Here is a 25520-nt window from a genome sequence, read left to right on the forward strand (position 1 = left end):
TCGACCTGCCGCGTGGTGCCATTTTGGTCGATGGCAAGCCCATTGCCGAATCGGTACCCACCGACGACGGTCAATTCACCTATCAGCGTCGGTACAACGACCCCCAGCAGTACGCTCACCTAACCGGTTACTACTCCTTGGCCAATGGCAGCACACACCTGGAGTCAGAGCTCAATGACTGGTTGACCGGCAGCAGTTCCGACCTCGTCTTTGACCGGCTCACCGCGATGTTCACCGGACAGACCGCGGAAGGCGCATCGGTCGAGTTGACCATCGACGGGGAACTGCAAAAGCAGGCCTACGAGATGATTCCCGATGATTTAGAGGCCACTATTGTGGTGACAGATCCGAAAACCGGAGACATTCTGGCCATGGCTTCGAAGCCAAGCTACGATCCAAACGATCTGGCGGTGCATTCGACCTCTGCTGCGGCGGAGAACATGAAGGAGCTGACCAGCGTTTCAGGCCTCAGCCCTTACGTCAACCCGGCGATTGATACGCCTATCTGGCCCGGTTCGACCTTCAAGATCCTCAACGTTGTGGCGGCCCTGGAGTCTGGGGAATACGATCGAACCACAGAACTACAAAATCCGAATAGTCTCGACGTGGGCAGTGGACCACCGCTAACAAACTTCTCTGCGGGCATTTGCGATCGAAGGCCAACTGCCACACTGGACTTCATCTTCACGCAGAGCTGCAACACCCCGTTTGGTGCGATGCTTCTAGATCTCGGCGAGAAGCCGTTTTCCGACGTAGCCGAACGCTTTGGCTTTGGCCAGCAGCTTGAAATTCCGCTCTCCGTTCGCCCGAGCACATTCCCGGAAAACCGCACAAAGGATCAGTTTGCACGTGCTGTCATTGGCCAAGATGATACCAAGGCAACGCCCTTGGAAATGAACATGGTTGCCATGGCAATCGCAAATGACGGCGTCATCATGCAGCCAAATTTGGTCAAGAAAGTGGTTGCTCCTGATTTGCGTGTAATCGAAGAACCCAAACCGAAGGCGTTCTCGACGGCGACGACGCCCGAAATCGCTAACGAAGTTGCGGACATGATGGCCGGGCCGGTTGCTTCCGGCACGGCAATGAATGCACGCGTTCCGGGGGTCGATCTGCGCGCCAAGACCGGTACCGCGCAGACCGGGCGTGAAGACGCCAACGGAACTGCGTTGTTCAATTCTTGGATGACCGGCTTTGCCCCGGGAGACGATCCGCAGGTAGCGATCACTATCGCAATTCACGATGTACCTTACAACACCGGCCACAACACGGCCGGGTCACTGATGAAGAAGATGACAGAGGCGGTGTTCAACAAGTGAGGCCAGTAACGGGCACCACCTTGGGCGGTCGATACAAGCTGACCGACCGCATCGCGATCGGTGGCATGGGCGAGGTCTGGAAGGCACGAGACCAGGTTCTCGGGCGTCTAGTAGCGATCAAGATCCTTAAAGAGGAGTACACGGACAACGAGAGTTTTTTGACTCGTTTCCGCGTCGAAGCGCGCCACACGGCGCTGCTGAACCACTCGGGCATCGCCGGAGTCTTCGACTACGGCGAGGAGCAAGGCTCCGCCTACCTGGTCATGGAACTCGTTCCGGGCCCGCCGCTTTCGACGATCATCGAACGCGAGCGGAAGCTCGACGTGGACCGCACCTTGTCGCTGATCGCTCAAACCGCGCGTGCCTTGGCCGCAGCCCACGAGCACGGCTTGGTTCACCGCGACGTGAAGCCGGGAAATATCCTGGTCATGCCTACCGGCGTGGTGAAGATTACCGACTTCGGCATCGCACGTCTGGCCGACCAGGTCCCGCTGACCGCCACCGGACAGGTAATGGGCACCGCCCAGTATCTGGCCCCCGAGCAGGCTACCGGGCAGATCGCCACCGGCAGCTCGGATATCTACGCGCTGGGCGTCATCGGTTACGAATGCCTTGCAGGGCGTCGCCCTTTCACCGGTGAATCACAGATCGCCATCGCCTTGGCCCAGGTCAACGACGCGCCTCCGGCCTTGCCGGATTCGCTTCCGGCGCCAGTGCGCCAGCTGATCATGTCGATGCTCGCCAAGAACCCGGCAGACCGTCCGGCGAACGCCAACGCGTTGGCCGACGCCGCCGAAGCGCTGCGCAAGGGGGACACCAACACCGCGACCATCTCCGTGCCCGGCATGCTGATCACCGGTGTGCAAGATGATGCCACCCAGGCGCTGAACATCGATGATGACGCCACCCGCGCGGTGACCCCGGTCGAAACCGCTCCGCCAATGACCGACGCCATGCCGACCGTAGTGGCACCGGCCGAAGCCGGGCTAGCCGCCGCAGGCTATGATGACGAAGGCTTCGACGAGCAACAGATAGACCGTCAAGACGACTATGCCGAGGAGAAGCGCAACCCGTGGATCATTCCATTGGTGGTTGTCATCGTCCTGGCCGCGCTCATCGCCCTCGGCGCTTGGCTGATTCCCAAGATCAATTCTTCAAATGAGGAGCCGACCGTTCCGCCGGCTAGTACCACGGCCTCTGTGGAAAGCTCCGAGCCGAGCGAGGAAACCACCGCGCCAAGCGACGAGACCAGCGAACCTAGCGAGGAGACCACCGAGTCAAGCGAAACAGCCCAGTTCGTCACAGTGCCCTCCGGATTGGTCGGTCAGGACATCGACACGGTGACCAGCGAGTTGAATTCGCTCGGATTGGAAGTAGCTGCCACGGCCACGGAAACTTCCGAAGCCGAGCCGGGCGAAGTCTTGTCGGTTTCCCCGACCGGCAGCGTTGAACCAGGTTCCACCATCAACGTCAGCTATGCCAAGGCTCCCGAAATGACCGAGGTTCCCGCGGTAACCGGCATGAGCTATGAGGCAGCGCAGAAGCTGTTGCAGGACTCCGGACTCGCCGTGACTAAGGGCGGGGAAGAGTACGACTCCTCCGTAGCGGGCACGGTGCTGAAGCAGACCCCTGTCGAAGGCACCCAGGTCACCCCAGGTTCGCGTGTCTCCTTGGTACTTTCCTTGGGCCCAGAGCCTGAGGAAACCCCCTCGTCGACGCCTAGCACCACACCAACGTCAAGCCCCACCGATTCACCAGCACCAGAAGAAACAGGCACAAGCGAAGCACCATGAGTGAATTTGATGCATTGCCGCCAGGCTTGCCCCGGCTGATCGCCGACCGCTACGAAATTCACTCGTTGATCGGCCGTGGAGGCATGGCCGACGTTTATTTGGCCACCGATCATACGCTCGCGCGTAAGATCGCGGTGAAGGTCCTGCGGCACGACACAGCGGATAATCCGATGGTGGTCAATAGATTCCGTCGCGAGGCGAAATCGGTAGCCGGGCTGAGCCACCCAAATATCGTCGCAGTGTATGACACCGGTGAACTGCCGGCTACCGAACGCAGCAATTCCACCTCTCCGTATATCGTCATGGAATATGTTTCCGGACGAACCTTGAAGCAGGTACTGAGCGAAGAGCAAGTCGACGAACAGTATGCGGTCGAACTAATTCGCGGCGTATGCGATGCGCTAGATCATTCGCATATGAAAAATGTGGTGCACCGCGATATCAAACCGGCCAACATCATGTTGACCGATGAGGGCCACGTGAAACTCATGGACTTCGGGATCGCCCGAGCCATGGACACCTCAGCGACGATGACGCAGACCGCCGCGGTGGTTGGCACCGCGCAGTACTTCTCTCCCGAACAAGCGCGTGGTGAGTTGGTGGACTACCGTTCGGATATTTACTCCGCCGGTTGCCTCTTCTACGAGTTGATCACCCATCAGCCTCCTTTCACCGGGGACTCCCCAGTTTCAGTCGCCTACCAACATGTCGGCGAGAGCCCCGTTCCGCCGAGTGAGGTCAACAGCTCCCTGCCGGAAATCTATGACCCGGTGGTGCTCAAATCCCTGGCCAAGGAACGGGATCAACGCTTCCAGTCCGCCGGAGCCTTTGCCGCGGCCCTGGAAGATGCGCAAAACGGAATTGAATACCGAGATGAGTCGGCCACGATTCTCGCCGCTACCGTGCCCTTCTACGAGCGTGCAGAAGACAGTTCCCCACCTCGACACCCGGTCACCAGCGAGCACCCGGTCTTTTCCTCCCGTTCAGATGCTAGGGAGACCGAGCCCCGGGAGCATCGGTCGAATCGTGGCTTGATTTGGTTGTTGACCATCATCGCCTTGATCGCCGTGGGCATCGCCAGTTTCCTGGTCATTCGATCCCTGCAGGCGGAGGCAGAACAGCGCGCGCCAGTGGCAGTTCCCGAGGTTAAGAACCTCTCCGAGGAGGATGCGACGCGATTGCTGAATGATGCGACCTTCAAGGTGAACGTCGAACATGAATTCAGCGACGACATTGACGAGAATAAGGCCACGCGCACCGACCCGAATGACGGGACGGATCTTCCCAAGGACTCCACCGTGAAGCTTTTCATCTCCGATGGATCCGAGGATCGGGTTATCCCTGAGTCCTTGGAGAACCAATCCGAGGTAGCTGCCCGCGATGCAATCCGCGAAGCAGGGCTGGTCGTAGGCGAAGTTAGCCGTGAAAACCACCCGAGCATCCCTACCGACTGGGCGATTGGTACCAGCCCTGAACTCGGCTCGAAGGTCAAGGCGGGCTCGACCGTTGACCTGATTCTTTCAACGGGTATGGTCAAGGTTCCAGACGTCACCGGGATGAGCCGCGATGAAGCGGAAAAGGCACTGACATCAGATGACGTCGGACTGCGCGCACAGTTCGTTGAAGTCGAAAGCGATGAAGAGCCAGGCACCCTCTTCTTGCAAGATCCTGTCGCCGGAACGGACGCCCCCCAGGGATCGCTAGTGAAGGTATCAGAAGCGATTAAACGAGCCGAGCCCACTCCCAGTGAAACTCCTACGTCTTCGGAACCTACCGATGATTCGGAAGAATCCGAGGAAACTGACGAGCCAGAAGAAGCTACTTCTCCGACGCCGGAATCTTCAAAGCCTCCTCAGTCCACACGTGGACCGGGGAATGGAAATGGCCGAGGCAGAGGAAACCAAGAGGGGTAACTACTCGCCGCTAAATAGTGGACTAAGGGTTGCGGCTTTGCCGGCCGCGCCCTGCAGACCTACGAACTCCAACCAGTTGCCGAGCATCTGGTAGCCCTGTTCGGTGAGCACGGATTCGGGATGGTACTGCAGCCCCCACAGCGGCGCGCTGCGATGCGCCAACCCCATGATGACTCCCCCGGCGGTCTGCGCGATAATTTCCAAAGACTCCGGGATGCTCTCGCGTATGGCAGCGAGCGAATGGTAGCGCGTGGCGGTAAATGGATTAGCCACGTCCTTGAAAACCGGATGGTTTTCATGGCTGACCAATGAGGTCTTTCCATGCATCAGCTCTTCGGCATGCGTAACCGTGCCTCCATAGGCTTCGGCTAGGGCCTGGTGGCCCAAGCAGACGCCGAGCATCGGCTTGGCGTGCGTACCGCACCATTTGATCAGGTCGATGCTCACTCCAGCTCCAGCAGGATCCCCTGGTCCGGGAGAAATCAGTACACCGTCGTACTCGGAAGCAAGTTCGGTCGCCTGCTCGAGGCTGATCATGTCATTGCGGTACACGGTGGTTTCCGCGCCGAGCTCTTGAAGATAACCGACGAGGGTGTAGACGAAGCTATCGTAATTGTCGATTACGAGGATCTTGATGGTACTCACAGGGTTATCTGGCCAATCGTAGAGTCGGTAAACGGGCTGTATTGCGACAGCCATGGGAAAACATACACCATCAGCAACAACACGACCGCGGCGATCAGGATCAATGCCTCAATAATGCGTAACCACACCGGTCCTGGCAGATTTCGAAAAATCCATGCGTACATTATTTCTCCCTAGCTTGTGGCGTCTGCAACGAGTTCCCGAATTTCCTTGGGCGGGCCGGCATCTAGTGGGCGCCAATCGGTCAGCTCGGAATAGGCAATGATGCGTTCACGAGTGCTAAATGGTGGGTGGCAGCTGGTCATCGTGAGAATTGATTCCGTGGGCTCAACGCCCCACTGATGGGGCGTTGGAAGCAGAACGTCGCCATTGGACGGAGCAACGATTTCAGTGTCAAACCAGGTGTAGGTGTAATAGCCTTCCTTGGTTTGCAAGTAGACATGGTCCCCATTATCCAATTTATCGATATCCCAAAAGACCTGCCCGTGGGTTTGGCGATGAGCGGCGACCGCAAAATTTCCTTTTTCTCCCGGCAACTGGGTATTCGGATAGTATCCGATTCCGAGATTATCGATCACGGAGCTCTGCACACCGTAGCTCACCGGATGGTGAGTCCCGTCTTTACCGAAGGTTGGGAAGTACATGATCCCGAAGGTGTCCCCCGGAGCAGCTTCGGCCGTCGGCGCTGGACCGTAATCGATATCCTCTTCTTCTTCGACGCCTTCTTCGGGAATCACCACATCGCCTAGGTCTTGAACTAGGTTTTGTGTGACTTCTTTCTGGGCATTTGCAGAATCGATATTCGTCCACCAGAGTTCCCAGACGACATATAGCATCAGGACGATGCCCAAGGTAATGAGCAGTTCACCGAGGAATCCAGTGACCCTGCCTCCGACAGTTTGCTTTTCACGGGCCATTCTTCGCCCGGGCGCGGACGCTACACGATTCACTACGGTGATGCTCCTTTGGGCGATCGGGCACTAAAAGTCGGGTGAACTTCCGTGAACCGTAAATCAATGGACAACGCACATTACGGCTAGTATGGAATCTACGCAGGAAATCGATGCGATCGTTCGTTCATTACCTGCCCCAAGCCTACCGGGAAGACCTGAGAGTCTCCCACATTTACTACACTATGCGGATGAAGCCGAGGGAGCGTTCTAGTGCCAGAGTCTAAGCCACGACGCAAGAACAAAACACAGTCCCAGCAGACAGCACAAGGCGCCCATGCGGTGGATAAGCCCATGCCTAGCTGGTACAAGCCAGTGATGTTCGGCTTGATGCTGCTGGGATTGGTTTGGATTATTGTTTATTACATTTCGCAGACACTATTCCCAATCCCTAGCATTGGCGGTTGGAACATTGTCATCGGCTTTGGCATTGCCATGGTCGGCTTTTTCATGACGACTGGCTGGAAATAGCATTTAGTGACTGACGGTTTTTAGGCCGATTACGCAGCCGATCAGCCCGACAATAAAGAACACTTTCAGCGCTGAGAATGCTTCTTGACCGGTCGCTATTGAATAGATGACAGTCAGAGAAGCCCCAATCCCCACCCAGACCGCATAAGCGGTTCCGGTGGGGATTTCTTTCATTGAGTAGGCTAGCCCGCCCATTGAAATCACTAGCGCAGTGAAAAAGATAATTGTTGGGACGAGTTTTGTGAGCCCGGAGCTCATCCCCAATGCTGTAGCCCAAACCGCTTCAAAAAGCCCCGAGATCACGAGAATTAGCCAATACATGCCAGTTACCTTACTGGCCGTCTTAGCTGTCGTTCCGGGTACGGCTCCCTCGTCCGGGAGTGGGCTTGCTGCCGACTCCCCCTCAGATTAGCAAATCGAGCCTGTTTTGCTCTGCGGCGTTGAGCAATATGGACCCGAGCCGGTCAAGCGCAGGTGAATCCACCGACCAGCGCTGCCAGTACAAGGGGACGTCGATGAACCAACTATCGTCGAGTACCTTCAGCTCCGGCGCTAAGCACAATTGTTGCTCAGGCACCATTCCCCAACCCATGCCGGCGCGTATTGCATGGACAAACTGCGAAGAATCCGGGACGTAATAAATAGTTCCAGTAGGTCGCTTCTTTGAGCTGTCAATACGCTCAAGCATTTGGTGCTGGAGCGGGTCTTCTCGATCAAAAAGTACTATCGGCATTTGCGACAGATCCTGGGCAGTCCACGTGCTCAGTAAGTTTGGCGCGGCGACCGCACGGTATCGCATAGCCCCCAGTCGTTGGACGGAACATCCCTGCGCTACTTCCGGGCTGTTAGTCACCACGCCACTGACCCGTCCGGTGCGTAGAAGTTCCATGGTGAGATTTTCATCGGTGCGTAGAATCTCGCAGCTAAGTTGCGGCCACCGAGTCAGTTCGGTGAATACGGGAGCAAACCAGGTCGCAAGAGAATCGGAATTTACGCCGATCGAGAGCGTTATTTTGCCCTGTAGCGCCTCGTCTCGCATGAGTTCGTGGCTGAACTCTGTGCCCAACAAGGAAATCTGTCTAGCGTAGCGCAGAACTCTTGCGCCCTTCTCCGTTGGTTTCACTGGCCGACTGCGCACCAGCAATATTGAACCGAGTCGACTTTCCAAGGCTTTTATACGTTGGCTGATTGCGGACGGCGTCACACCAAGGTCGATAGAAGCATCGTCAAAGCTGCCTGAATCCACCACCGCAAGCAGAGTATCTAGGTGCTCGAGATCAAGATTCACATTAGAAATACTAATGCAGCATCAGTTTTTTAAGTTCGACAGCGAAGAAGAGTTTCTTTTACGGTTACCCCATGATCCACACGTCAGCAATCCTCGGCTTCTCCACAGGGCTTTCGCTAATCATTGCCATCGGAGCGCAGAACGCCTTTCTTCTTCGCCAAGGAATCAGACGAGAACACGTACTACTGACGGTATGCATCTTCGCTCTGTCAGACATTTTGTTGATCCTTGCAGGCGTGTCCGGAATCGGGGCCATCATTGAGCGCGCACCATGGATTCTCACTTATGCGAGGGTAGGAGGGTTCATCTTCCTTGCTTGCTATGCAATTTTCGCGTTGCGTCGGGCAATTTCTCCGGGTGTTCTGAGTACATCGAACTCATCGGAGCCGACCGCCAGGATTTCCGTCGCACTAGCCACGTTGGCGTTGACTTGGCTTAATCCGCATGTCTATGTGGATACCGTGCTGCTGCTAGGCTCGGTGGCGGTAACGCAGGCCGAAGGGAAATGGCACTTCGCCGGTGGTGCGATAGCCGCCAGCATTACCTGGTTCGTCGCGCTTGGCTACGCCTCAAGGTTCTTAGCGCGAGTGTTCTCCAGCGCCAAGTCTTGGCGCGTTCTTGACGGGATCATCTGCGTTTTCATGGCCATTTTTGCCGTCTTGCTAGTACTACCGCTTTTTGGCTAGGCACGTCAGATATCCACAGTATTAACAGCTTATCCACACACCCTGTGGAGAACAGTCACGCTTACTTGTTCACAACTTTATCCACAGGTGGGGATAACACTGCGACTACATGTACAAATCAAGGAAAAGGCCTACTCATGGCCGAATAAAGACTGTGGAATCACATGCTTGTAAGTTATTAACACTGTGGATTACTCGTGTGGACATCTTGCCCGTATCGGCAATGTCCCCAAAATTGGCCGATTCGCTTAAAGATTCGAACAAGCGATCGCACCCCCTATGCACCTTCGTAATATTGCTATCTACAGGCCCTGTTTAAAAGTTATCCACAAATGTGGGTAAAGCTGTGCGTATTCAATACCTCGGATGGCATATCCGCGGAAGTTCAGTGGTTTCGGGGGAGGGGGATTGACCTCTAAGGGTGAGTTACACGGGTGTAAGTTATTAACAGTGTGGATAAATTGTGTGGATAACTCGGGTCTAGAGAATTCGAACTAGCCCATCGGCCATTTGACCGCTGCCGCGGAAAGATATATCGCCAAGGCAACAAGTATCGTCATAATCCCCAACAACGTGAACTGAATCTTCGAACGTTGTGGATTACGAGGCACCAGAACGATGCAGGCGGCAGCTAGCGCGCCAATCACGGCGCCACCTAAGTGTCCTTGCCAGGAGATCCCCGATACGACGAAGCCGAGCACAACATTTAGCGCCAGCACGATACCCATTTGGCGCAGGACTTGCTTGTTGGTACGGAAGACGACGAAGAGAGAAAGGAAAAGTCCCGCCAATGCGCCCGAAGCACCCAAGGTGGCACTCAGCGCGGGGCTAAGCAACAAGATCCCCAGTGAGCCGCCTAAAGCGCTGAGCAGATACAACCAGCCGAAGCGGGCCCGCCCCAAGCGAGGCTCTAGGAATACACCACAGAGGTAAACTCCGTACATGTTCATTGCTAGGTGGAAAATGGAACCAGTTGAGTGAGCAAATGCGCTAGTGATCAGGCGCCAGGGTTCCCAACCAGCCAGCGCCGGCACCAGCACCATACTCTCGGTGGTTCCCGGGATGACCCACTGGGCAATATAGGCCACGACGTTGAGTGCGATCAACGAATAAGTGATAATCGGGGCGCCTTGGCGTGCTCGTGCGCCGAATTCGGTGCGCTGTGTAGGAATGTTCCTGTTTGCTTCGTTGACGCATTCCACGCACTGTACTCCGACCGGCGCAGGAACCTGACAGCGTGGGCACACCGGGCGACCACAGCGGGTGCATGACACATATGAGATCGTTTCGGGGTGCCTAAAACAGGTGGGGGCGGTTTGGCCCGCGGGAGTCACTTGACCGTAAGACATCTATTTCAACCTTGATCTCATTAGCGCGTTTATCTGTTAAATACGTCGGCTCCGGCGACTCCACTAGGGAATCACCGGAGCCGACGTCGGTAAAGAGGGTGTTACAGGGTCTCGATATCTACCGAGTTGATAACAACATCTTCCGCTGGCTTGTCACGGCCGTCAGTGGCAACTGCGTTCAGCGCGTCGACGATCTTGCGTGATTCGGCTTCGGTCACTTCACCGAAAATGGTGTGCTTGCCCTGCAACCATGCGGTTGGGACGGTGGTGATGAAGAACTGGGAACCGTTGGTTCCACGGCCCATGCGGATACCGGCATTTGCCATGGCTAGCTTGTATGGCTCGTTGAAGTTCAGTTCTGGGTGGATCTCGTCATCGAACTGGTAGCCTGGGCCGCCGAAGCCCTGACCCAGTGGGTCGCCACCCTGAATCATGAAGTCCGAGATGATGCGGTGGAAGATGGTCCCGCTGTATAGCGGGGTGTTGGTCTTCTTGTCACCGGATTCTGGATGTACCCATTCCTGCTCACCGGTCGACAAGCCAACGAAGTTCTTTACGGTCTTCGGGGCGTGGTTGCCGAAAAGATCGACGACGATGTCGCCCAAAGTAGTGTGAATCGTGGCTTTATGCGTTGCGTTTGCGGTCATGGCTTTATTCTCCCATGAGTAGGGGCGAGGCCGCCAAAGCTGGGGTACGCGTTGAGTGAAACATTTGCGCGATTATCCGAGCGCGTCTGTTGAACACTGGCCTCGCATCAGCTAACTGCCTAGTCTGGACGTAGCTGGTAACGAAAATTGATTCATTAGGGAGTAACCATGAGCAAGAAAAGTGCAGCAGGAAAACTTTTGGCATTCGGCGTGTTCGTCGGACTCGTGGCCTTAGGCGTAGCCATGTGGAAGGCTTCAAGGCCGGTTGAGGACCCTTGGGAAAACGAACCAAAAATCGCAGAGCCGCAGCAACCTGTTGAATCTCGCGAAGCGAATGTCGCCGAAGTCCAAAATCTTATCTCCGAGGACTAAACCTCAAGTTTGGGCTTCGCCTGCCCACGCACTACTAGAACAAGTCCCACCAGAATAATCCCTAAACCCAGATAGGTCCCGACAGGAACCACCTGACCTAGGAGCAAAGCCGCGAGCAGGGCAGCGCCTGGAATCTCCAACAAGATCAAGGTCGAAACCGTCAACGGACCGAGAACACTCAACAAATGGTTCATCGCTGTATGCCCAAATAACTGTGCGCACACCGTCAGCAAGATGATCCCCAGCCAACCCCAGGCATCAAATCCCCAGAGCGGTTGGCCTGTAAACAAGCACATCAGTAGCAGCAAGATCGCGGTGACCGCATAGCAGATCGAGGTGTACCTGGACGTCGTCATGGTGCGCCGTGCCGCTGCGCCGGCGAAGGTATAAATAGCTGCAAGGATGCCACCGGCCAGTGCTAAGAGGTCTCCGAAGAATGCGGTGCGCCCCTGCCCCAAGTCGAATCCGGTGATCGTCACTACTCCTAGAATCGCGACGCTCATACCGATAATTACCGGGGAGCGGTAGCGAACTCCGCGCAGGGATTGAAACAAAGCTATCCAAACGCCCTGAATGCAAACTAGGGCGGTTGCCGCTGCGACGCTGGTCATTCGGACGGCAAACATGAAACACACAAAGTGCAGGGCAAGCGCGCCGCCGGCCACGAGAAGATAAAACCATTCGCGGCGAGTGAATTGCAGGTACGCCCGAGGATTCTTCCTGATGGAAGGTGCGGCAAGAATGAGGGCCGCTGCCGCATTGCGCCAGAAGGCCATGGACATCACCGGGACGCTGGGAAATGCCGCGATGATGGGGCCAGATGCTGAAATGCCGAGTATTCCCACCGCGGCCAATAAGAACGTCACCCGGCTAAGTTTACAAGTTTGGGGTCACTGCCTTGAACCGTGACTGAAGCCAGCCCGCAATGATTCGTATTCATATATACGGATTTATGCATACACGCAAATCAAATGCCCATATATCGATTTATTCGCCCCTCATAAGAAGCAAATATGCCGCCATCGAAGACCCAATAATTTGCGCCACACTGAAAATACCGCGCCGGGAATTCTGGATTCCAAGGCGGTAGTCGGACTGATTGCTTCGGGTCCCTCTAGCAATTCAGCAATCCCTTAGCCAACGGCCAGCCCCAAGCAGTTGTGCACAATCCCCGTGAACAAGACTAATAAGCCAGCGACTCGGATAGGTCCAGCACATAGGGCGACGATAATCGGGGCGGCAAAGGAAATGGCGAAACATGAAATCCGTGGCAAGCGGGCAGCCTCACTGGAACTGGCTTATGCAAGAACATCCGAAGCAGCAGGCCGAAGGTCACCGGGATCGGTACGATCCTAACGACGGTTCTGGCCATCATGCCAGGGACTACCGGCAGGTGCTGTCCGGCGAACCAGCTGGCTACATTTGTCATCGCCACCGGCCAACCAAGCAATGGCACCACCGGAAGCGGCGATTCGAATTCCAAAGCGAAGTCAGGAAGTGACAAGGAGCGACCCTGCGGAACATGTTGGCCATGAGCAGCGGATTGATCCACAAATTCAATTCGAGCAAGCACCCGGGGAAACCGGCCGCCTAAGCCGCCATGCCGAAGGAGTATCGGGAAACGCGAAACCGCGAGTCGAGAGTCTCGAGCTACTTTCTGTTCACCTCCAGGATCCATGTTCGGCGGCTGCTTAGGTAGAGACACCTTCGATATTTTTTCGGGGATATGACTCCCTGGCGAATGGCCGAAGCTAGAAGTTAATGAACGCTGTAGGGCACGTTAAGCTCGGCGTTACCCCGAAACCGCAGTATGGAGATGTGAAGGTTGCTATCGTTGCTGAATCGTTCCTGCCCCACGTCAATGGGGTCACCAACTCGGTCCTAAGGACCCTCGATCATTTGGCCCTCACCGGCCATAGCGCGGTGGTTATCACCCCGGCGGGCTCACTGTCCGGTGAGCTCAAGGGCCATAGCGTGCCACGGACGTACAAGGGATTTCCGGTAATCACCGTCCCTTCAGTAGCCATGGTCAGATATCCAGAAGTGCGCTTAGCCGCCGGAGGCTCAGGCCGGCTCAAGAAAATTCTGGCCAAGGAAGCTCCCGACGTAGTTCACCTGGCAAGTCCTTTCCTCCTGGGCTGGCGTGCTTTGCGCGCCGCGCAGGAATTGGATATCCCGACGCTGGCGATGTATCAAACCGAAGTGCCGACCTACGCGGCTCGTTATAAGATGCCATGGCTCACCGAGAGGCTCTGGGAACACGTCAGAGCCATTCACACGGCCGCGGACCTCACGCTGGTGCCAAGTTCCTTTTCTCGGCGTCAGCTCGAATCTCTGGGCGTCACACGGCTCGCGTGGGGGCGCAGGGGAGTAGACACCGTTCAGTTCACACCAGAGCGTCGCGATATTAAGTTCCGTACGGCTATCGCACCCAATGGTGAACGCATCATTGGCTATGTGGGTCGCCTGGCCGCAGAGAAGCAGGTGGCAGATCTTCGAGTGCTCAATTCGCTGCCGAACACCCGAATCGTGGTGGTTGGTTCCGGGCCTTTGGAAGACGAACTACGCAACGCGTTGCCCGATGCCCACTTCACCGGCTTCCTCTCGGGTACCCGTTTAGCGGAAGTCATTGCATCCTTTGATGTGTTCGTTCATCCGGGCGCCTCGGAAACTTTCTGCCAAACCATCCAAGAAGCCATGGCTTGCGCTGTGCCGGTCGTAGCGGTGGGCAGGGGAGGGCCACTGGATTTAGTGGATTCCTCGCGCACAGGGTGGCTTTACGCCCCGGGAGATCTCAATGAGCTTCGCGCCCGGGTGAGCGACCTGATTTACGATGATGCCAAGCGGCTGGCATTTGCTCGAACCGCCTATCTGAGCGTGCAAGAGCGCACGTGGTTCAGTATCGGTGAACAATTGCTCGGCCATTACAAGAATGTGATGCGTGCTCGCGTCAGCCAGTAGTCGCATCGTTTGTTTCGTGGCTCTTGGGTAAAGCGAAAGGGCGGAAAGCTGATTGCTTTCCGCCCTTTTCATTCTGTGGAGCCTAGGAGATTCGAACTCCTGACATCCTGCTTGCAAAGCAGGCGCTCTACCAACTGAGCTAAGGCCCCGTATTCTATTATCGAAAGATTTTCACTTTCCGAGGAATCCACACCTCGTCTTTGGAAAAGAATTGGCGGAAAGCTTCTGCTTTCCGCCAATCTAACCTGTGGAGCCTAGGAGATTCGAACTCCTGACATCCTGCTTGCAAAGCAGGCGCTCTACCAACTGAGCTAAGGCCCCGAAAAGCGTTAGGAAACCTTGTCGGTTACCTGTTGCCAGGTTTCCTTGATTTCCGAAGAATCCTTGACCTTCTTGATTAGGACTACCGCAGCAGCCGCAATCGTCCCGAGAATCAGGAGCTTTTTCATTCTACCCTCTTTCTCGCCGGTAAGGATTCCGTGGGCGTACCTGGACTTGAACCAGGGACCTCTTCGTTATCAGCGAAGCGCTCTAACCGCCTGAGCTATACGCCCTTACCTTTTTCATTCCCTTCGGAACGAAATAAAACTTTACCGGGGTTTGCAAGAAGATACAAATCGAGCCCGGGTGTCATGCATCACAGCACGAAACCCGGGCTCGACTAGCACGTTCTTAGTCGTCCGTGAGGGTAACTCCGACGCCGCCAACGAGCGAGGAGGCAATGTTGTACAACACCGCTCCGAGCATCGAGAGCACGGAGATCACCACGACGTTGATCACCGCGATGATCGTTGCGTACGAGGCTACCTGGCCCAGCGAGACGACATCTCGCAGGTCGAAGGTTCCCTCGGCACCGATTGCGTCACGCATCAGCTGATTGAAGGAATCGAAGGTTCCGGTCAAATCCAGCAGTGCCCAGATTGCCACGGATGCCACCACGGTGATCACACCGAAGGCTACCGATAGCAGGAAGGCAAGTTTGAGTACCGAGAACGGTTCAACCTTCGAAGCTAGCAGCCGCGCCTTGCGCACCTTTGCCTTCGGTGCCGGGCGGACGAGGCGTTCCTGCGACTGGGTTGGGCGCTGCTGACCGGTTCCCGGACGCGGTGCCCCGGCGGCTGGGCGCGGTGCTCCGGCAGCTGGGCGCTGCTGGCCGGTCGGCGCCGGGCGGGCGCCGGTCGGCCGGTTGCCATTCGAGGTTGGCGCTGGGCGCTTTACCTGGGTAGGTCGCGGCGCTGCGCTCTTCGGGGCGCTGCCACTTGGGCGAGGCGTCGAGGGCGTGCTCATGCGTTACCTCCGTTATCGGTGTCATCGCTCTGTGCGTCCGAAGCGATTTCAGGCACAGCAGATGACTCATCTGTCATGTTTTCTGAATTCAACGTTACGGCATCTTCCTCCAAGTTCTCTTCGAGCTCCGTCTCAGAGTTCTTGGCAACCGCAATAATATGGTCCTTCTTATCTGGCTTCGCAAAGATCACGCCCATGGTGTCGCGGCCCTTGGAAGGGACCTGCGAAACTGCCGAGCGGACGACCTTGCCCGAGGCCATCACCACGAGCACCTCATCGCTGTTGTCAACGATCAACGCACCGACCAATTCGCCGCGTTCCTCGTTGAGTTTAGCGACCTTAATGCCCAAACCACCGCGTGATTGCACACGATATTCTTCGACCGTGGTGCGCTTCGCATAGCCCTCGTTGGTGACGGTGAAGACGAAGGAGTCCTCGCGGACCACCTCGGCGGCGAGCAGTTCGTCGTGCTCGCGGAACTTCATTCCGGTCACCCCGGAGGTGGCGCGGCCCATCGGACGCAGCGCCGTATCGGTCGCGGTGAAGCGCACCGACTGGCCCTTGCGTGAGACGAGCATCACGTCATCTGATTCGCTAACGAGCTGCGCGGAGACCAATTCGTCATCCTCGCGCAGGTTGATGGCGATCACACCGGCGGTGCGGTTGGTGTCGTAATCCTCCAGCCGGGTCTTCTTCACCAGGCCGTTGCGGGTGGCGAGCATCAGGTACTCGGCATCCTGGTAGGTGCGCAGATCCAGCACCTGGGCGATGTGCTCGTCGGGCTGGAAGGCCATCACGTTGGCCACGTGCTGCCCCTTCGCGTCGCGTCCTGCTTCGGCCAATTCGTAGCACTTGGTGCGGTACACCCGGCCATGGTTGGTGAAGAACAGCAGGTAGTTGTGCGTGGAGGTCACGAAGAAGTGCTCCACCACGTCGTCCCCGCGCAGGTTGGCACCCTTGATGCCCTTGCCGCCGCGCTGCTGCGAACGGTAGTTGTCGATACGGGTGCGCTTCACGTAGCCGCCGCGGGTGATGGTGACGACCATTTCCTCTTCGGGAATCAGGTCTTCGACGTTCATATCACCGTCGAATCCCATGAGCACCTTGGTGCGGCGGTCATCGCCGTGCTTGTCCACGATCTCGGCAAGTTCTTCCGAGACGATGGTGCGCTGGCGCTGCGGATCGCCGATGATCTGCTTGAACTCGGTGATCATCGTTTCCAGTTCGGCGTGGCGATCCTGGATTTTCTGGCGTTCCAGGGCGGCCAGCCGGCGCAGCTGCATGTCGAGGATGGCCCGGGACTGGGCCTCGTCGATGTCCAGCAGTTCCATCAGCCCGTCGCGGGCTGCCTCGGTGGTGGAGGACCGGCGGATCAACGCGATCACCTCGTCCAAGGCATCCAGGGCTTTGAGCAGGCCGCGCAGGATGTGGGCCTCTTCTTCGGCCTTCTTCAGCCGGTACTTGGTGCGGCGCACGATCACTTCGATCTGGTGGGTCACCCAGTGGCGGATGAAGCCATCCAGCGGCAGGGTGCGCGGCACCCCGTCGACGATCGCGAGCATATTCGCGGAGAAGTTCGACTGCAGCTCGGTGTGCTTGTAGAGGTTGTTCAGCACCACCTTGGCCACGGCGTCGCGCTTGAGCACGATCACCAGGCGCTGGCCGGTGCGGCCGGAGGTCTCGTCGCGCATATCGGCGATGCCGGCGATCTTGCCGTCGCGGACCAGCTCGGCGATCTTCACCGCGAGGTTATCCGGGTTCGCCATATACGGCAGTTCGGTGACAACCAGGCAGGCGCGCCCCTGGATTTCCTCGACGTTGACCACGGCGCGCATGGTGATCGAGCCGCGGCCGGTGCGGTAGGCATCCGAAATGCCCTTGGTGCCCAGGATCATCGCGCCGGATGGGAAGTCCGGGCCCTTCACCCGCTGCATCAGCGCGGCAAGCAGTTCTTCGCGGGTGACCTCGGGATTCTGCAGGTACCACTGCACGCCCTCGGCGACCTCGCGCAGGTTATGCGGCGGAATGTTGGTGGCCATGCCGACCGCGATCCCCGAGGAGCCGTTGACCAGAAGGTTCGGGAACCGTGCCGGCAGCACCGTTGGTTCCTGGTTCTTGCCGTCGTAGTTGTCCTGGAAATCAACGGTGTCTTCGTTGATGTCGCGGACCATTTCCATGGCCAGCGGGGCCATTTTGGTTTCGGTGTAACGCTGGGCGGCGGCGCCATCGTTGCCCGGGGAACCGAAGTTGCCCTGGCCCAAAGCCAGCGGGTAGCGCATGACCCAGTCCTGGATCAGCCGGACCAGCGCATCGTAGATCGCGGTGTCGCCGTGCGGGTGGTACTGGCCCATGACCTCGCCAACCACGCGGGCGCACTTGTTGTACGAACGCTCGGGGCGGTAGCCGCCGTCGTACATTGCGTACAGCACGCGGCGGTGCACCGGCTTCAGCCCGTCGCGCACGTCGGGCAGCGCACGGCCCACGATCACGGCCATCGCATAGTCAAGGTAGGACCGCTGCATTTCGGTCTGCAGATCGATCTGGTCGATCTTGTCGTGGCCCTCAAGTGCGGGCACGATTTCCCCGTCCAACGGTTCGTTCCCCGGGGTTTGCTCGTCGCTCATTTCATCCCTTTACAAGTCAAAATTCGTTACTGGTTATCGTTTCGCTGCGCGGAGCGCGCGTTAGATATCCAGGAAGCGCACGTCCTTGGCGTTCTGCTGAATGAAGTTGCGGCGGGACTCTACGTCCTCGCCCATCAGCACGGAGAAGACCTCGTCCGCGGCGGCCGCATCGTCCATGGCCACCTGGCGCAGAACACGATGGGCCGGATCCATGGTGGTGTCCCACAGCTCCGAGTAGTCCATCTCGCCCAGGCCCTTGTAGCGCTGGATGCCGTTTTCCTTCGGGATGCGCTTATTCGCGGCGGCGCCCTTGACCAGGGCGTCATCGCGTTCGCGGTCCGTGAAGACGTACTCGTGGGCCGCGTTGGTCCACTTGATGCGATACAGCGGCGGGCTGGCCAGGTACACGTAGCCGTGTTCGATCAGCGGGCGCATGAAGCGGAAGATCAGCGTCAGCAGCAGCGTGGTGATGTGCTGGCCGTCGACGTCGGCGTCGGCCATCAGCACGATCTTGTGATAGCGCAGCTTGGCCATGTCGAACTCTTCGCCGATGCCGGTGCCGAAGGCGGTGATCATCGCCTGCACCTCGGCGTTGCCCAGCGCGCGGTCCAGGCGGGCACGCTCGACGTTCAGGATCTTGCCGCGCAGCGGCAAGATGGCCTGGGTGTGCGGGTCGCGTCCACGCTTGGCCGAGCCGCCTGCGGAGTCACCCTCGACGATGAACACCTCGCACTCGGCGGGGTTCTTCGAGGAGCAGTCCGAGAGCTTGCCGGGCATGCCGAAGGATTCCATCGGCGACTTGCGGCGCGCATTGTCGCGCGCCTTGCGGGCCGCCATGCGGGCCTGGGAGGCGAGCTGGGCCTTGCGGATGATATCGCGGGCCACGTTCGGGTTGCGCTCGAACCAGTCGCCCAGTTCGTCGTTGACCACACCATGGACGAAGCCACGGGCCATCGAGTTGCCCAGCTTGGTTTTGGTCTGGCCTTCGAACTGCGGTTCGGAAAGCTTCACCGAAAGCACCGCCGTCAACCCTTCGCGGGCGTCATCCCCGGAGAGGTTGTCGTCTTTCTCGCGCAGGATCTTGTTATCGCGGGCGTACCGGTTGAGCAGCCCGGTCAGCGCCGCGCGGAAGCCTTCTTCGTGAGTTCCGCCTTCATGGGTGTTGATGGTGTTCGCGTAGGTGTGCACCGATTCCGAGTAGGCGCTGGTCCACTGCATGGCGATTTCAACGCTGATGCCGCGGGCGGTGTCTTCGGCCTCGAAGGCGATGACCTCCTCGTGGACCAGCTCGACCTTCTTGGCGGAGTTCAGGTGCTTGACATAGTCCAGCAGGCCGTCCTTGTACAGGTAGTCGACCACGCGGGGCTTGACTACCTGGTTCTCACGCTCTTCCTCGACCTCTGCTTCGACCTCTTCGACGACGCGCTCGTCGGTCAGGCGGATACGCAATCCCTTATTCAGGAACGCCATCTGCTGGAAGCGGGCACGCAGGGTTTCGAAATCGAATTCTACGGTCTCGAAGATCTCCGGGTCCGGGTAGAACGTCTGGGTGGTGCCGGTGACGTCGGTTTCTTCGCCCTTGGTCAGCGGCTGCGTGGTGACCCCACCGTTGGCAAAGGAAATCCGCCAGGCATGGCCCTTCTGGCGAACCACGGTATCGACGCGGCGCGAGAGGGCGTTGACCACGGAAATGCCCACACCGTGCAAACCGCCGGAAACCGCGTAGCTGCCTCCGCCAAATTTGCCGCCGGCGTGCAGGATTGTCATGACGACCTCTACGGCAGGTTTGCCTTCGGTTGGGTGCATGTCGGTGGGAATGCCACGTCCATTGTCCTCGACACGGACACCACCATCGTCCTGCAAGGTGATGTCGATGGTGTCGCAGTAGCCTGCCAATGCCTCATCGACGGAGTTATCGACGACCTCGTATACCAGGTGGTGCAGGCCTCGTGGACCGGTGGAACCGATGTACATGCCCGGACGTTTGCGTACCGCTTCGAGTCCTTCGAGGACGGTAATGTCCTGGGCGCCATAGGTGTGTTCGACTTTGGAAGTCATCGATTCCGCGGGTACTTGGCTTTCGGCCGGTTCCTGCGGTGAAGCGTTTTCGGTAGACACTTGTGCTACGAACTCCTCGAATTTGGCGCGCGATTCCCTGCCGCTCCTGAGTGAGGTGCGTATCAAGAAATCATGGTCGGGTGCAACGAGCGCAGGGCGTACCTGCACAACGCGCATTCACTACCGCTAATTCTACCGCGTTTAGCAAAATATATAGGGATCCTGAAGCTCAAATCGGCTGTAGCAGCCACAGAACCGTCTCTCTGAGCGGTTGAGGGCGATCCGGTGAGGGGGGAGTCAGCCACCGGGTCCGTTAGAGCGCCATATGCCGTGCCAGCATTTTTAGCCGTAGGTGTCTCGCGGTCCACGTCCGGCGACCGAACGCATTCCGTGCCGCCACGATGGAGCGTTGGGCCCCAGAACCTTGATGACAGTCACGATCCCAGGGCCTAGTTCGGCATCGATTTTCTTCAAAATTTGATGGCTGAGTAGGCGTAACTGCGTGGCCCAGGAAGTTGAATCGCAGCGCACGACGACGACCGTATCTTCAAAGGATTCTGGTTTGCAGTGCGCCGCAACGTTTTCTCCGACAAGTTCTGCCCACCGGCCAAGTACCGAACCGACGGCGACTTGCGTATTCCAGCCACGGGATTTGGACATTCTGTTGACGATTTCGCCGATGGCATGCGGGTCACGGGCAGATCCTTCGCTTGCGGTGCCCTTGGGAGCGGCAAATCCGCGACGAGCGGCCTGCCGTTTCTTCACCCGCTCCATTCGGGCCGCATCGATTCTCGGCTCTCCGCGTTCCTCGGCAAGCTTGCGCATGCGATTGAGCAGCGCCTTGGCTGAGTCGAGCTCTTCCTCAGACATCGCTGACCTGGCCGGGGCTGACTTGGAAAAAATGCCCCTTCAAAGCTTCGGGGACATCGGCGGCAACCGCGGCCGTGACAAGAACTTGTTCGGCACCGGACACAATATGAGCCAGCCTGTCTCGTCGAGTCGCATCCAGCTCAGCAAAGACATCATCGAGGATCAGGATTGGACCCGAGCCGGTTCGCGGATCGTCATCGCCAAAGACTCGGTAGGCTGCCAAACGCAAAGCGAGCGCAAACGACCAGGTTTCGCCATGTGAGGCGTAGCCCTTCGCCGGGGTCGCCCCCAAGGTCAAGGTCAGATCGTCGCGATGCGGGCCGAAGAGAGAAATTCCGCGATCCAATTCACGTGATCGGTTTGCCTCGATGGAATTCAGCAACAATTCCCGAATCTCGTCCTGGGCCATTGCCTCGAGATCGTTGGCGGGAAGCGAATTCTCATCGTTCTCTCCCTCGAGCGAGGAGCGATAGATTGCACCGGCGTGCTTCTTGCCATCGGCGAGGTCCGCATAGGCGGCCTCCATGTACGGACGCAGCAGCGCCAAGACGTTCAGCCGTCCCCGGATGAGGCGTGCCCCGCAGTTCGCAAGCTGCATGTCCCAAGCCTGCAGGGTACTTTCCTGCGAGGAATTCAATTTGGATTTCCCGCGGATCGATTTGAGCAACGCATTGCGCTGCTTCACGATTCGCTCGTAGTCGTTTTTGGTGCCGGCTTCGATGGGCCGCAGGGAGATGAGCATCTCGTCCAGGAAGCGGCGACGGTTCGAGGGGTCGCCCTTGATCAGGGCAAGGTCCTCGGGAGCAAACAGGACGGTTCGAACGAGTCCAAGAATTTCACGTGCTCGCACCGGATTGGCCCGATTGATTCGGGCACGGTTGATCTTGCCGCTGGTAATTTCGACCTCGAGCGAGGAGGTCTGGGAACCGCGGTGCAAGGTGCCGCGGATCAGTGCTCGTTCGGACCCGAATTGAATTAATGGGGCATCGCTACTGACCCGGTGCGAGGAAAGATTCGCTAGATAGCCGACGGCCTCAACAATGTTGGTTTTGCCCACACCGTTGGGGCCGACCAGTACATTAATGCCCGGGGCAAGTTGCACGTCGGCCTGCACGTACGAGCGAAAGCTCGTGAGGGAAAGCTGCGAGATATACACCGAGAGTCCTGGAAGCTGCGAAGCGGTGGATGGCCAGGCCATCCACCGCGAGGTTGTTGCTAGTTCGAGTTTGGCAATCGAACTGGCATGACCAGGTACCGGTACTGGTCCTGATCGTCTTCGTCGATCTGCTTCTGACCGGTGATCATCGCAGGTTTAGGTGCGCTGGTGAAGGAGAACCGCACGTAGTCGGTATTGAAGGAGCCTAGGCCCTCGCTCAGGAATGTGGGGTTGAACGCCACGGTGATGTCTTCACCCCGAAGCGAAGCAACGATCGCCTCTTCGGCCTGGGCATCTTCGCCGGTTCCCGCATCCAGGGTCAGCTGACCATCGGTGAAAGCCATGCGAACCGGAGTATTACGTTCGGCAACCACCGAGACGCGGCGTACTGCTTCGATTAGATCGCTGGTACGAACGGTCGCATGGATGGGGGTGTTGTCCGGGAACAGCGAACGAATCTTTGGATAGTCGCCATTGATCAGCAGCGAGGTGGTTCGGCGATTGGCGCTTTCGAAACCAATCATTTCGCCGTTAGGGCTGATAGCCAGCTTCAAATCACCGGCGCTCGAAAGTGTTTTCGCGACTTCACTCAAGGTCTTCGCCTTGATCAAGAATGAGGTAGAAACTTCTGGCTGGTTAGGGGACCAGTTCAGTTCGCGCATCGCCAAGCGGTAACGGTCGGTAGCCAGGAAGGTAATGAGATCGTTTACGATTTCTACCTTGATGCCGGTAAGAACCGGAAGAGTATCATCTTTGGACGCAGCAACGATGACCTGCGATACGGCTTCGGAGAAAGCTTGTCCATTAATGGTTCCCGCAACTTCTGGAAGCGCAGGAAGCGTCGGGTATTCATCCACGGGCATGGTTGCCAAGTGGAAACGAGAACGGCCGCAGGAAACCGTAATCTTCGTGCCATCGGTTTCCAGCGTCACCGTTGAATTAGGCAAAGATCGGGTAATTTCTGCAAGAAGCTTGCCAGAAACCAGCACTTCACCCTGTTCTGCTATATCGGCAGGTATTTCAATATGGGATGAGATCTCGTAATCAAATCCCTCAAGGCGAACGATGCCCTCATGGGTAGTGATCAAAATGCCAGCAAGTACTGGAGATGGTGGACGCTGCGCTAGAGACCTTGCGGTCCAAGAAACGGCGTCTGCCAATACATCCTTTTCAACGCTGAACTTCACGAAAAATCCGCCTTTCGGAACCCATAAGTCTTAAGTCAGGCCAAGAAGCTTGTTTCCCGCCAAGTTCTTAAGCATAGAGCAGGTAGCTACACGATATCTCCACTTAATCTTGCCACGACTTTCCTCATGAAGCTTCATAGAAGATTCCGAGGTGTGCAGTGCAGCGAACTTATGAACAAAAAATCGTTCAAAACGGGTGTATCGGGGAGAGGTCTCGTTATTTGGATGAATAAGTGTTTAAAGGAAGTAGTGTTAATAACCCCTGTGGATACTGTGGATAACCGCCGCGATCCCATAGATTGAACCAATTGTGCATGTGAACAATCTGTGACTGGGAGTGACACTCAGTTCCAGTGCCCTGTTGAAACTCAGTGTCACTCTTTTCGCAGTCCACACTCGAGGTGCTTGTTATGCGCAGGTTGTCTCCAACTACTCCACAGCCTTATCCACAGCTGTGGTTTTCGTGAATCAGTGCTCGCGCTGGCTTTGTTTGATGCGGTTTGTCAGTTCTGTCACCTGGTTGAAGATCGCACGACGTTCGGCCATCAGTTCACGAATCTTGCGATCGGCATGGATCACGGTGGTATGGTCACGTCCACCGAGTTCGGCACCGATCTTCGGCAGAGACATATCGGTCAATTCCCGCAGGAGGTACATCGCGATCTGACGTGCAGTGACCAGCGTTCGAGTACGTGACTTACTGTTGAGCTCATCAATGCTCAGTCCGAAGTATTCGGCGGTCTGCTTGATGATGGTTGAGGGCGTGATCTCCTGGGCACCGTCGGCGCTGATCAAATCCTTCAGAACGGTTTCGGCCAGGGCAAGGTCTACTTGCTGGTTATTCAATGAGGCGAAGGCCGTCACTCGAATGAGTGCACCCTCGAGCTCACGGATATTCGTAGAGATGCGTGAAGCAATGTATTCCATCACGTCGCCCGGGGCAGAAAGGTTCTCCGCATCCGCCTTCTTGCGCAAGATCGCAATTCGAGTTTCCAATTCAGGCGGCTGGATATCGGTAAGCAAACCCCATTCGAAGCGTGAACGCATTCGATCTTCAAAGCCCTGGAGCTGCTTCGGCGGCAAGTCGGAGGTGATCACTACCTGCTTGTTGTGATTATGCAGGGCATTGAAGGTGTGGAAGAACTCTTCTTGCGTCGCGTCCTTATTTGCCAAGAACTGAATATCGTCAATCAGCAGAATGTCGACGTTGCGGTAGGTCTGTTTGAAACTGGCACCCTCGTCATCACGGATGGAGTTGATGAAATCGTTGGTGAATTCTTCGGAATTCACGTAGCGAACACGAATGCCCTTGTAGAGGTGACGCGCGTAATGCCCAATCGCATGAAGTAGGTGCGTCTTACCCAAACCAGAATCGCCGTAGATGAATAGCGGGTTGTAGGCCTTCGCCGGCGCTTCGGCAACGGCAACGGCGGCCGCATGCGCAAATCGATTCGAAGAGCCGATCACGAAGGTATCGAATATGTACTTCGGATTCAGGCGACCGAACTCTTGGGAATTTGAGGGGGGAGTCGGCTGGGGCGCCGGCTGTGGGCGTGGGCCGGGAGTCTCCGGAACCGGGGCTGGGGTGGAAACAGGTGCTGGTTTTTCCTCGACCGGCTGTTCGACGTCTTCGGCCAGAGACAGGTCGACGCTTACCGCGCAACGAATATCGTCCTGGAAGACTTCGCGCAGTGCTTGATCCAGCGGCTCGCGTAGTTGAGTCTGCAGAATGTCACGGGTGAGGTCATTTGGCACTGCAACAAGAAGGGTACTTCCGATGAGACCCTGGGGCTTGGCTAAGGACACAAACGGACGGTGGCGGGCTTTAACCCGATCGTCGTCTTCGATCTTGCGGATGACTTGACGCCAGGAGCTCCCAATACTATTGGTCTCGTCGCTACTCACTAAGGGCGTCCCACTTCCATCATTTAATGCAATGTTGAT

General features: G+C 57.2%; 24 protein-coding genes and 3 tRNA genes. 7 read left to right on the plus strand and 20 right to left on the minus strand.

Annotated features, from left to right (window positions below; all coding sequences use genetic code 11):
- The first annotated feature begins 23 nt into the window (after nucleotides 1-23).
- The 3 genes from CQ019_RS06925 to pknB are packed head-to-tail and all read left to right on the plus strand — an operon-like array spanning nucleotide 24 to nucleotide 5025.
- Nucleotides 24-1319 (plus strand): penicillin-binding transpeptidase domain-containing protein, encoded by a 1296-nt coding sequence (locus CQ019_RS06925; protein WP_258133918.1) that lies wholly within the window; start codon nucleotides 24-26, stop codon nucleotides 1317-1319.
- A complete protein-coding gene (locus CQ019_RS06930) occupies nucleotides 1316-3112 on the plus strand; it encodes a protein kinase (RefSeq protein WP_105569323.1) in 1797 nt (598 codons plus the stop codon). Before CQ019_RS06925 ends, CQ019_RS06930 begins: the two co-directional genes overlap by 4 nt.
- Nucleotides 3109-5025: a Stk1 family PASTA domain-containing Ser/Thr kinase gene (gene pknB / locus CQ019_RS06935; RefSeq protein ID WP_105554066.1), complete on the plus strand. Its 1917-nt coding sequence runs from the start codon at nucleotides 3109-3111 to the stop codon at nucleotides 5023-5025. Before CQ019_RS06930 ends, pknB begins: the two co-directional genes overlap by 4 nt.
- On the opposite strand, the gene CQ019_RS06940 is transcribed toward pknB, so the two are convergent.
- Genes CQ019_RS06940 through CQ019_RS06945 form a run of 3 tightly spaced genes read right to left on the minus strand, consistent with a single transcriptional unit; the run spans nucleotide 5026 to nucleotide 6620 of the window.
- The gene (locus tag CQ019_RS06940) at nucleotides 5026-5670 is read right to left on the minus strand and encodes an aminodeoxychorismate/anthranilate synthase component II (protein WP_105554065.1); all 645 of its coding nucleotides are present in this window, start codon (nucleotides 5668-5670) and stop codon (nucleotides 5026-5028) included.
- Nucleotides 5667-5834, minus strand: coding sequence for a hypothetical protein (locus CQ019_RS18465; RefSeq protein WP_181148310.1), 168 nt, complete (start codon nucleotides 5832-5834; stop codon nucleotides 5667-5669). Before CQ019_RS18465 ends, CQ019_RS06940 begins: the two co-directional genes overlap by 4 nt.
- A gap of 9 nt (nucleotides 5835-5843) precedes the next feature.
- Nucleotides 5844-6620, minus strand: coding sequence for a class E sortase (locus tag CQ019_RS06945; RefSeq protein WP_105554064.1), 777 nt, complete (start codon nucleotides 6618-6620; stop codon nucleotides 5844-5846).
- 213 nt (nucleotides 6621-6833) lie between these two features.
- Here CQ019_RS06945 and CQ019_RS06950 point away from each other — a divergent pair, with 213 nt between their 5' ends.
- Nucleotides 6834-7091 (plus strand): cell division protein CrgA, encoded by a 258-nt coding sequence (locus CQ019_RS06950; RefSeq protein WP_096282923.1) that lies wholly within the window; start codon nucleotides 6834-6836, stop codon nucleotides 7089-7091.
- Nucleotides 7092-7094: 3 nt separating this feature from the next.
- On the opposite strand, the gene CQ019_RS06955 is transcribed toward CQ019_RS06950, so the two are convergent.
- Together CQ019_RS06955 and CQ019_RS06960 are read right to left on the minus strand one after the other, a co-directional pair.
- Nucleotides 7095-7412 (minus strand): multidrug efflux SMR transporter, encoded by a 318-nt coding sequence (locus CQ019_RS06955; RefSeq protein WP_105569324.1) that lies wholly within the window; start codon nucleotides 7410-7412, stop codon nucleotides 7095-7097.
- An 82-nt stretch (nucleotides 7413-7494) separates the two neighbouring features.
- The gene (locus CQ019_RS06960) at nucleotides 7495-8379 is read right to left on the minus strand and encodes an ArgP/LysG family DNA-binding transcriptional regulator (RefSeq protein WP_181148312.1); all 885 of its coding nucleotides are present in this window, start codon (nucleotides 8377-8379) and stop codon (nucleotides 7495-7497) included.
- A gap of 71 nt (nucleotides 8380-8450) precedes the next feature.
- Between CQ019_RS06960 and CQ019_RS06965 the strand changes: the two genes are divergently transcribed.
- Nucleotides 8451-9065 carry a LysE/ArgO family amino acid transporter gene (locus tag CQ019_RS06965; protein WP_105569326.1) on the plus strand — a complete coding sequence of 205 codons (615 nt, stop codon included), beginning with the start codon at nucleotides 8451-8453 and terminating at the stop codon, nucleotides 9063-9065.
- A gap of 494 nt (nucleotides 9066-9559) precedes the next feature.
- Here the strand turns inward: CQ019_RS06965 and CQ019_RS06970 are convergent, their stop codons facing one another.
- Nucleotides 9560-10267 (minus strand): rhomboid family intramembrane serine protease, encoded by a 708-nt coding sequence (locus CQ019_RS06970; protein WP_181148314.1) that lies wholly within the window; start codon nucleotides 10265-10267, stop codon nucleotides 9560-9562.
- Between the two features lie 248 nt (nucleotides 10268-10515).
- Nucleotides 10516-11061, minus strand: a complete 546-nt coding sequence (locus CQ019_RS06975; protein WP_105554059.1) for a peptidylprolyl isomerase — start codon at nucleotides 11059-11061, stop codon at nucleotides 10516-10518.
- 168 nt (nucleotides 11062-11229) lie between these two features.
- On the opposite strand from CQ019_RS06975, the gene CQ019_RS06980 reads away from it, so the two are divergent.
- Entirely contained in the window at nucleotides 11230-11433 is a 204-nt protein-coding gene (locus tag CQ019_RS06980; RefSeq protein WP_105554058.1) for a hypothetical protein, read from the plus strand.
- On the opposite strand, the gene CQ019_RS06985 is transcribed toward CQ019_RS06980, so the two are convergent.
- Both CQ019_RS06985 and CQ019_RS18245 read right to left on the minus strand, forming a co-directional pair.
- A complete protein-coding gene (locus CQ019_RS06985; protein WP_105554057.1) occupies nucleotides 11430-12299 on the minus strand; it encodes a DMT family transporter in 870 nt (289 codons plus the stop codon). The two genes, CQ019_RS06980 and CQ019_RS06985, sit on opposite strands and share 4 nt — an antisense overlap.
- Before the next feature lie 317 nt (nucleotides 12300-12616).
- Entirely contained in the window at nucleotides 12617-12937 is a 321-nt protein-coding gene (locus CQ019_RS18245; protein ID WP_146114076.1) for a hypothetical protein, read from the minus strand.
- 314 nt (nucleotides 12938-13251) lie between these two features.
- On the opposite strand from CQ019_RS18245, the gene CQ019_RS06995 reads away from it, so the two are divergent.
- On the plus strand, nucleotides 13252-14394 hold the full coding sequence (locus tag CQ019_RS06995; protein WP_105554056.1) for a glycosyltransferase family 1 protein: 1143 nt from the start codon (nucleotides 13252-13254) through the stop codon (nucleotides 14392-14394).
- Between the two features lie 76 nt (nucleotides 14395-14470).
- Here the strand turns inward: CQ019_RS06995 and CQ019_RS07000 are convergent.
- The 11 genes from CQ019_RS07000 to dnaA all read right to left on the minus strand — a co-directional run bounded on the left by CQ019_RS07000 (nucleotide 14471) and on the right by dnaA (nucleotide 25481).
- Nucleotides 14471-14543 (minus strand) — tRNA-Ala (locus CQ019_RS07000).
- Nucleotides 14544-14642: 99 nt separating this feature from the next.
- Nucleotides 14643-14715, minus strand: a tRNA-Ala gene (locus tag CQ019_RS07005).
- Between the two features lie 8 nt (nucleotides 14716-14723).
- A complete protein-coding gene (locus CQ019_RS18635; RefSeq protein WP_217990318.1) occupies nucleotides 14724-14843 on the minus strand; it encodes a DLW-39 family protein in 120 nt (39 codons plus the stop codon).
- A gap of 31 nt (nucleotides 14844-14874) precedes the next feature.
- Nucleotides 14875-14948: transfer RNA gene (locus tag CQ019_RS07010), tRNA-Ile, on the minus strand.
- Nucleotides 14949-15066: 118 nt separating this feature from the next.
- Nucleotides 15067-15681, minus strand: coding sequence for a DUF3566 domain-containing protein (locus CQ019_RS07015; protein ID WP_105554055.1), 615 nt, complete (start codon nucleotides 15679-15681; stop codon nucleotides 15067-15069).
- Nucleotides 15678-18305 (minus strand): DNA gyrase subunit A, encoded by a 2628-nt coding sequence (gene gyrA, locus CQ019_RS07020; RefSeq protein WP_105569329.1) that lies wholly within the window; start codon nucleotides 18303-18305, stop codon nucleotides 15678-15680. The genes CQ019_RS07015 and gyrA overlap by 4 nt, the downstream gene beginning before the upstream one ends.
- Before the next feature lie 60 nt (nucleotides 18306-18365).
- On the minus strand, nucleotides 18366-20363 hold the full coding sequence (gyrB, locus tag CQ019_RS07025; protein WP_219843944.1) for a DNA topoisomerase (ATP-hydrolyzing) subunit B: 1998 nt from the start codon (nucleotides 20361-20363) through the stop codon (nucleotides 18366-18368).
- 342 nt (nucleotides 20364-20705) lie between these two features.
- Nucleotides 20706-21233 (minus strand): DUF721 domain-containing protein, encoded by a 528-nt coding sequence (locus CQ019_RS07030; protein ID WP_105554053.1) that lies wholly within the window; start codon nucleotides 21231-21233, stop codon nucleotides 20706-20708.
- On the minus strand, nucleotides 21226-22389 hold the full coding sequence (gene recF / locus CQ019_RS07035; RefSeq protein WP_105554129.1) for a DNA replication/repair protein RecF: 1164 nt from the start codon (nucleotides 22387-22389) through the stop codon (nucleotides 21226-21228). Before recF ends, CQ019_RS07030 begins: the two co-directional genes overlap by 8 nt.
- Before the next feature lie 59 nt (nucleotides 22390-22448).
- On the minus strand, nucleotides 22449-23576 hold the full coding sequence (gene dnaN / locus CQ019_RS07040) for a DNA polymerase III subunit beta (RefSeq protein WP_096282911.1): 1128 nt from the start codon (nucleotides 23574-23576) through the stop codon (nucleotides 22449-22451).
- A 468-nt stretch (nucleotides 23577-24044) separates the two neighbouring features.
- The gene (dnaA, locus tag CQ019_RS07045) at nucleotides 24045-25481 is read right to left on the minus strand and encodes a chromosomal replication initiator protein DnaA (protein WP_096282910.1); all 1437 of its coding nucleotides are present in this window, start codon (nucleotides 25479-25481) and stop codon (nucleotides 24045-24047) included.
- Between the last annotated feature and the right edge of the window lie 39 nt (nucleotides 25482-25520).

The organism is Arthrobacter sp. MYb229, assembly GCF_002975405.1.
Lineage (GTDB): Bacteria > Actinomycetota > Actinomycetes > Actinomycetales > Micrococcaceae > Glutamicibacter.